Consider the following 448-nt stretch of genomic DNA (forward strand, 5'->3'; position numbering starts at 1 on the left):
GACCCACGTAGACCGGGTCGGAGCCGTCGGCGAACGTCATGCGCCCCAGGCACAGGTCGACGCCGTAGCGCTGCAGGAGGCGCAGCCGGCTGCTGAGCCGGTGGATCTCCTGGTCGCGCTCGAGCGCGCCCGTCCCGCCGCGTCCCGGCTCGCGGCGCACGCCGTCGAGGCGCTGCGTGAGGTCCGCGACGGAGTGCTCGAGGCTCGCCGCGATCGCGGCGAAGTGCTGCTCGTCGACCTCGACCAGGGCGGGGTCGGCCTTCGCCGCGAGCCGGTCGGGCAGGTCGAAGACCCGGGCGCCGCCCGGGGTCGGACGGGCGGTCGGGTCGGTCGTTCGGTCGGCGGTCACGGGGGCGTCGGGCAACGTCATCAGCTCCGGTCCGAGGTCGGGCGGGACGGCGCGGACCGACGACTGCCCGCGCACGAACGGCGATTCTGCGCCTCCACG

1 pseudogene is annotated in these 448 nt (G+C 75.9%); it reads right to left on the bottom strand.

What is annotated here, in order from left to right:
* Positions 1–424 (bottom strand): annotated as a pseudogene (locus tag G3I78_RS48370) (hypothetical protein); the annotation flags it as partial.
* Between the last annotated feature and the right edge of the window lie 24 nt (positions 425–448).

Source organism: Streptomyces sp. SID13726 (genome assembly GCF_010548375.1).
Taxonomy (GTDB): domain Bacteria; phylum Actinomycetota; class Actinomycetes; order Streptomycetales; family Streptomycetaceae; genus Streptomyces.